The sequence below is a fragment of the Micromonospora tarensis genome, assembly GCF_016803395.1.
GTDB lineage: Bacteria > Actinomycetota > Actinomycetes > Mycobacteriales > Micromonosporaceae > Micromonospora > Micromonospora tarensis.
Window position 1 is genome coordinate 1 of sequence record NZ_JAEVHL010000321.1, and the last position, 5,880, is coordinate 5,880.

At 73.0% G+C, this 5,880-nt stretch carries 7 protein-coding genes and 1 pseudogene; 6 read left to right on the plus strand and 2 right to left on the minus strand.

Annotation, left to right across the window (positions count from 1 at the left end):
- Positions 1 to 585, minus strand: a 585-nt coding sequence (locus JM949_RS32675) for a glycosyltransferase family 39 protein (protein ID WP_203151926.1), incomplete at its 3' end; no start/stop codon positions are given.
- A 37-nt stretch (positions 586 to 622) separates the two neighbouring features.
- On the minus strand, positions 623 to 1,648 hold the full coding sequence (locus JM949_RS32680; protein WP_203151927.1) for an aldo/keto reductase family protein: 1,026 nt from the start codon (positions 1,646 to 1,648) through the stop codon (positions 623 to 625).
- 62 nt (positions 1,649 to 1,710) lie between these two features.
- Here JM949_RS32680 and JM949_RS38140 point away from each other — a divergent pair, with 62 nt between their 5' ends.
- The 6 genes and pseudogenes from JM949_RS38140 to JM949_RS32705 form a co-directional block, all read left to right on the plus strand.
- Positions 1,711 to 2,466: a hypothetical protein gene (locus JM949_RS38140; RefSeq protein WP_238434309.1), complete on the plus strand. Its 756-nt coding sequence runs from the start codon at positions 1,711 to 1,713 to the stop codon at positions 2,464 to 2,466.
- A gap of 20 nt (positions 2,467 to 2,486) precedes the next feature.
- Entirely contained in the window at positions 2,487 to 2,621 is a 135-nt protein-coding gene (locus JM949_RS40070; protein ID WP_407664866.1) for an ArsR family transcriptional regulator, read from the plus strand.
- Positions 2,622 to 2,911: 290 nt separating this feature from the next.
- Positions 2,912 to 4,623, plus strand: a pseudogene (locus JM949_RS32690) (nitrite/sulfite reductase).
- The gene (locus tag JM949_RS32695) at positions 4,620 to 4,781 is read left to right on the plus strand and encodes a hypothetical protein (protein ID WP_167393614.1); all 162 of its coding nucleotides are present in this window, start codon (positions 4,620 to 4,622) and stop codon (positions 4,779 to 4,781) included. Before JM949_RS32690 ends, JM949_RS32695 begins: the two are co-directional and overlap by 4 nt.
- The gene (locus JM949_RS32700; protein ID WP_203151929.1) at positions 4,778 to 5,539 is read left to right on the plus strand and encodes a phosphoadenylyl-sulfate reductase; all 762 of its coding nucleotides are present in this window, start codon (positions 4,778 to 4,780) and stop codon (positions 5,537 to 5,539) included. The genes JM949_RS32695 and JM949_RS32700 overlap by 4 nt, the downstream gene beginning before the upstream one ends.
- On the plus strand, positions 5,521 to 5,880 hold a 360-nt coding region (locus JM949_RS32705), incomplete at its 3' end, for a sirohydrochlorin chelatase (RefSeq protein ID WP_407664865.1). The genes JM949_RS32700 and JM949_RS32705, both read left to right, overlap by 19 nt.

The following is a 5,880-nucleotide window of genomic DNA, read 5'->3' on the forward strand; positions in this document are numbered from 1 at the left end:
GCCTCCTGCCCGTAGCGGGAGGTGCCGGGGAGCACCGCGAACAGCAGCCCGGCGAAGAGGCCGCCGCGCCGGCTGACGAGCCGCCCGCCGAGTACGGCGGCGCAGCGCGGTCACCAGGAGCACTGTGGCGAGGATCGCGAGCATGGTGGCCAGGGCGTACGGCCGGGCCTCCTGCCCGTAGCGGGAGGTGCCGGGGAGCACCGCGAACAGCAGCCCGGCGAAGAGGCCGCCGCGCCGGCTGACGAGCCGCCCGCCGAGTACGGCGAGCAGCCCGGCGGCCACTGTCATCGCCAGCACGGCCGGCAACCGCAGGGCCATCGTGGAGTCGCCGGCGACAGTGGTCCAGCCGTGCATGAGCAGGTAGTACGGCCCGGTGGCGGCGTCGATGGTGCCGGCCAGACGGGCCAGGTCTGCGGGCGACCGGGTGGCCGCGCTCCAGGTAGCCAGCTCGTCGCGCCAGAGCTGCGCGGACCCCAGCCCGGTCACTGTCACCGTCAGGGTCAGCAGTGCCGGGAGTAACCAGACCGGGGTGCGGCGCAGGTGGTCCCGCGCCGCCCCGGCCGACCTCTCGGACAATTGCCCCACGGGTCCGAGCCTGCCACGGCCCCGCCGTCCGTGGGCGTCAGCCGGTGGCAGGCGATGGGCGCCAGGCGGGCATCACGTCGTTCGGTCGGGCGGTCTTCGCCGGATCACGCTCCACGAGGTCGTCGAGCACGGCGTCGATCTGTGCCATCAGCTTGTCGTCGAGGCGAACCGTCGCGGCCCCGGCCGTCTCGGCGAGCTGCTCGGGCCGGGACGCGCCGACGATCGCGCCGGCCACGGTCGGTCGGTGCAGCACCCACGCCACCGCCAACTGGGCCATCGAACAGCCGGCGGTCTCGGCTACCGGCCGGAGCTGGCGTACCCGGGAGAGCAGCAGATCGGAGGAGTAGCGGGCGACGAACGACCGGCCGAAGCCGTCGGTGGCCCGGGAGCCGGCCGGCGGGCGCTGCCCGGGTTGGTACCGACCGGTCAGCACGCCCATCGCCAGTGGCGCCCAGGCGAGCTGACCAAGGCCGAGCTCGGCGCAGGTGGGCGACACGTCGGCCTCGACCACCCGCCACAGCATCGAGTACTGCGGCTGGTTGGCGACGAACGGGAGGTTCAGCTCGGTGGCGAGCCGTCGGCCCGCGCGCAGTTGGGCGGCGGTCCACTCGGAGGCACCGACGTAGAGCACCTTGCCCTGACGGACCAGGTCGGCGAAGGCGAGCATCGTCTCCTCCAACGGCACGCTGTCGTCGTACCGGTGGGCCTGGTAGAGGTCGACGTAGTCGGTGCCCAGTCGGTTCAGTGAGGCCTGGCAGCTCTCGATGATGTGCTTGCGGGACAGCCCGGCGTCGTTGGCGCCCGGCCCGACCGGCAGGCACACCTTCGTGCACAGCTCGATCGAGCTACGCCGAACACCGGACAGCGCCTTGCCCAACGCCTCCTCGGCCCGCCCCTGGGCGTACCGGTCGGCGGTGTCGAAGGTGGTGATGCCCGCGTCCAGGGCGGCGGCCACGCAGGCGGCCGCCGCGTCGTCGTCGAGCTGGTTGCCGTGGGTGACCCAGTTGCCGTACGCGACCGCGCTGACGCGCAGGCCCGACCGGCCCAGTTGCCTGTACTCCATATCAGGATCCTCAGGCGACTCCGCGCTGTCGCCGAACCGTTCGAGCGTGGTCGAATCCGTCGGTGATCGAGGTGCGGTTCTCACCCGACGACCTGAGCCGGGTCCGGTTCGCGCACTCGCCGCTGGCCGAGCTGGTGGCCAGCTCCTGGGCGTTGCGCAAGCCGGCGAAGTACTGGATGCACCGTCCGTGGCGGGAGCGGGCCGAGCGGCTGCTGCCGGGTGCCGGCCTGGAGCCGCTGCTGGCGGTGCTCCGGTCGGCCAACGGATACGTGCCGGACTTCCTCACCCCGATCGGGGTGGCACCGAACCTGGCCGCCGAGCTGCGGGCGGTCGCCGGCACCGACCCGTCAGTGGTGCGGCGGCAGCTGGACCGGGCCGGTGCGCCCCGACTGACCCCGGACGAGCTGGTCGCGCAGCTGCGCCGGTACTTCACCCTGCTGATCGCACCGGACTGGCCCCGACTGCGGGCACTCGCGTTGGCCGACATCCGGCGGCGGACCCTGCTCGCGGCGGAACAGGGTGGACGTACGTTGCTCCGCGAGCTGCACCCGTTGATCCGGTGGGACGGCGCGGCGCTGCGGGTCGCCGTCGGCAGCGCCCCGCGGCGGGTCTGGACGGACGCCGGTGGACGCTGTTGCCCACCTCGTTCTCCGGCCCGACGGTGCACGCGATCATGGAAGGCGACGCCGGGCCCGCCCTCTGCTATCCGCCCGCCGGGCTGGGTGGGCTGTGGGCCTCGCCGCCGCCCAGCGCGGCGCTGGGCGCCCTGCTCGGCGGGACGCGGGCGGCGGCGCTGTCCCTGCTCGACGCGCCGCTGAGCACCGGCGAACTGGCCGCGCTGCTGGGCGTCGCGCCGGCGACCGCGTCGCATCACCTGACGACCCTGCGGGACAACGGCCTGGTCGTGGGCGTGCGCCAGGGGCGGGTGGTGCGTTATACCCGAACTGTCCTGGGTGACCAACTGGTCGGCTGAACCTCGGCCCGTGATGTGGGATCCCGCACGCGGACATTGGCCGGCCCGCTTGGGGTGTGGCAGCATGGGCCCATGACCGCCGCAGTCGTCCGCCGCTTCGTGGCTCGTCGCCACGTTGATTACGGCCGCGTGCGCAGCGCGATCTGTCCGGCCTACTGACGACGCCCGACCAATCTGTCTCGGGCGCGCTCCGCGCCGGCTGTCTCAGACACCGTTGTCCCGCCCGCTCATGCCGGCCGGCCGCCGCGCCCCGCACGCCCGAGGCACCGCAGACAACGGAGGACGCCGCGATGGCGGTCAGCAGCATCCCGGCCCGTTCCGAGGACCCCACCAGCCGCCCGGCCCGGGCAGCGCGCCGGCCACGGGGTGAGGGCCAGTGGGCGCTCGGCCACCGTGAGCCGCTCAACCCCAACGAGCGGATCAAGAAGGACGACGACCCGCTCAACGTCCGGGCCCGCATCGAGAACATCTACGCGCACCGCGGTTTCGCCTCCATCGACCCGCAGGATCTGCGCGGCCGGTTCCGCTGGTGGGGCCTCTACACCCAGCGCAAGGCCGGCATCGACGGCGGGCGCACCGCCGTGCTGGAGCCGCACGAGCTCGAAGACGAGTTCTTCATGCTCCGGGTCCGCATCGACGGTGGCCAGCTCAGCCTGGCCCAACTGCGGGTGGTCGCGGACATCTCCCGGGAGTTCGCGCGGGACACCGCCGACATCACCGACCGGCAGAACATCCAGTACCACTGGATCCGGGTCGAGGACATGCCGGAGATCTGGCGTCGGCTGGAGTCAGTCGGTCTGCAGACCACCGAGGCGTGCGGCGACTGCCCGCGCATCGTGCTGGGCAGCCCGGTCGCCGGGGTGGCCCGTGACGAGTTGGTCGACCCGACCCCGGCGATCGACGAGATCGTCGCCCGGTACGTCGGGGACAAGCAGTTCTCCAACCTGCCCCGCAAGTTCAAGACGTCGATCTCCTGGCTGGTGGACACCCCGTACGAGTCGAACGACGTCGCCTTCCTCGGTGTCGACCACCCCGAGCACGGCCCCGGCTTCGACGTCTGGGTCGGCGGTGGCCTCGCCACCAACCCGATGCTCGCCAAGCGGCTCGGTGTCTGGGTGCCGCTGGCCGAGGTGCCGGACGTCTGGGCCGGGGTGGTCGGGATCTTCCGCGACTACGGCTACCGCCGGCTGCGCAACCGGGCCCGGCTGAAGTTCCTGGTGGCCGACTGGGGCGTGGAGCGCTTCCGGGAGGTGCTGGAGAAGGAGTACCTCGGCCGGACGCTGCTCGACGGTCCCGCCCCGGAGCTGCCGGCGAAGCCGATCGACCACGTGGGCGTGCACGAGCAGGCCGACGGGCGGCACTACGTGGGCGCGGCCCCGGTGGTCGGACGGGTCTCCGGCGCGCAGCTCAGCCAGCTGGCCGACGTGGTCGAGGCGCACGGCAGTGACCGGGTGCGGCTCACCCCGTACCAGAAGTTGCTGGTGCTCGACGTGCCGTCGGAGCGGACGGAGTCGCTTGTCGACGCGCTGCGCGGGATCGGTCTGGAGGCCCGGCCGTCGGCCTGGCGGCGCGGCACCATGGCGTGCACCGGCATCGAGTACTGCAAGCTCGCCATCGTCGAGACGAAGGTTCGCGGCGAGGAGTTGGTGGCCCGGCTGGAGCAGCGGCTGCGCGACTTCGACGCGGACATCTCGATCCACATCAACGGCTGCCCGAACGCGTGCGCGCGCACCCAGGTGGCCGACATCGGGCTCAAGGGTCAGCTGGTGGTCGGCCCGGACGGCCGGCAGGTGGAGGGTTTCCAGGTGCACCTGGGCGGTGGGCTGGGCATGGCGCAGGGGCAGACCGCCGGCTTCGGTCGCAAGCTGCGCGGCCTGAAGACCACGCCGACGAGCTTCCGGAGTACGTGGAACGGCTGGCCCTTCGCTACCTGGCCGGTCGGAGCGAGGGCGAGACGTTCGCCAACTGGGTGATCAGAGTCGACGAGGAGGAACTGCGGTGAGCAGCGAGAACCGAGCGGCACCTCTGTACTGCCCCTACTGCGGCGAGGAGGACCTACGGCCGCACGAGGCGGGGCACGGCGCCTGGGAGTGCCACGCCTGCACCCGGGTCTTCTCGGTGAAGTTCACCGGGCTGCTCAGCCGGGCGGTGACCCGATGAGCCTCGTCTCGGCCGCGAGTCTGCGCCTGGTCGGCCCGGGTGGCCCGACGCCCGTCGACGACGCCCGGCGCCACCCGGACGAGCTGCGCGTGCTGGCCGAGCAGGCGGCCCGCGACCTGGAGGGTGCCCCGGCGCTGGAGATCGCCCGCTGGGCGGCACAGACGTTCGGTGACCGGTTCTGCGTCACCAGTTCGATGGCCGACGCCGTGCTGGCGCACCTGGTGTCCCGGGTGGCGCCGGGGGTGGACGTGGTCTTCCTCGACACCGGCCTGCACTTCCCCGAGACGCTCCGGGTGCGCGACGAGGTCGCCCGGACGCTGCCGGTGAACGTCCGGTCGATCCGGCCCCGGCTCACCGTCGGTCAGCAGGACGGCCAGTACGGCCCCCGGCTGTTCAACAAGGCACCGGACGACTGCTGCCAGCTTCGCAAGGTGGAGCCGCTGGAGCGGGCGCTGACCGGGTACGACGCCTGGGCCGCCGGTCTGCGCCGGGACGAGTCGCCGACCCGGGCCAACACACCGGTGGTGACGTTCGACGCGCGGCGCGGCAAGGTCAAGGTCAACCCGATCGCGGCGTGGTCGCAACGGGATGTGGACGCCTACATCGCCCGCTTCAACGTGCCGGTCAACGAGCTGTTCAAGCAGGGCTACGGCTCGATCGGCTGCTGGCCGTGCACCCGGCGGACCAAGGCCGGTGAGGACGCCCGGGCCGGCCGGTGGGCCATGTTCGAGAAGACCGAGTGCGGACTGCACGTCTGACCTCGCCGGCGACGCCCCGGGCCGGCAGTGGTACGACCGGCCGGGCGGATCCGGTGGTGCTGGTCGCGCACGGCAGCCGTGATCCGCGAGCGGCCGACGCGACCCGGGCGCTGGCCCGGGCCGTGTCGGTGGCTCGGCCGGGCACACCGGTGTGGGCGAGCTGGCTGGACCACACCGAGCCGGGGCCGACCGAGGTGCTGCGCGACCTGGCCGTCGCCGGGCACCGTCGGGCCGTGCTGGTGCCGCTGCTGCTGACCGCCGCGTACCACCATCGGGTGGACATTCCGGCGGCGGTCGCCGCGGCCGCGCGGGCCGGGCCGTCGTTGGCCGTGCGGGTGACC

What these genes read in the sequence shown, in the direction of transcription:
- JM949_RS32680 (WP_203151927.1), bottom strand. Translation starts at nt 1,648, where the DNA reads ATGGAGTACAGGCAACTGGGCCGGTCGGGCCTGCGCGTCAGCGCGGTC.
- JM949_RS32700 (WP_203151929.1), top strand. Translation starts at nt 4,778, where the DNA reads ATGAGCCTCGTCTCGGCCGCGAGTCTGCGCCTGGTCGGCCCGGGTGGC.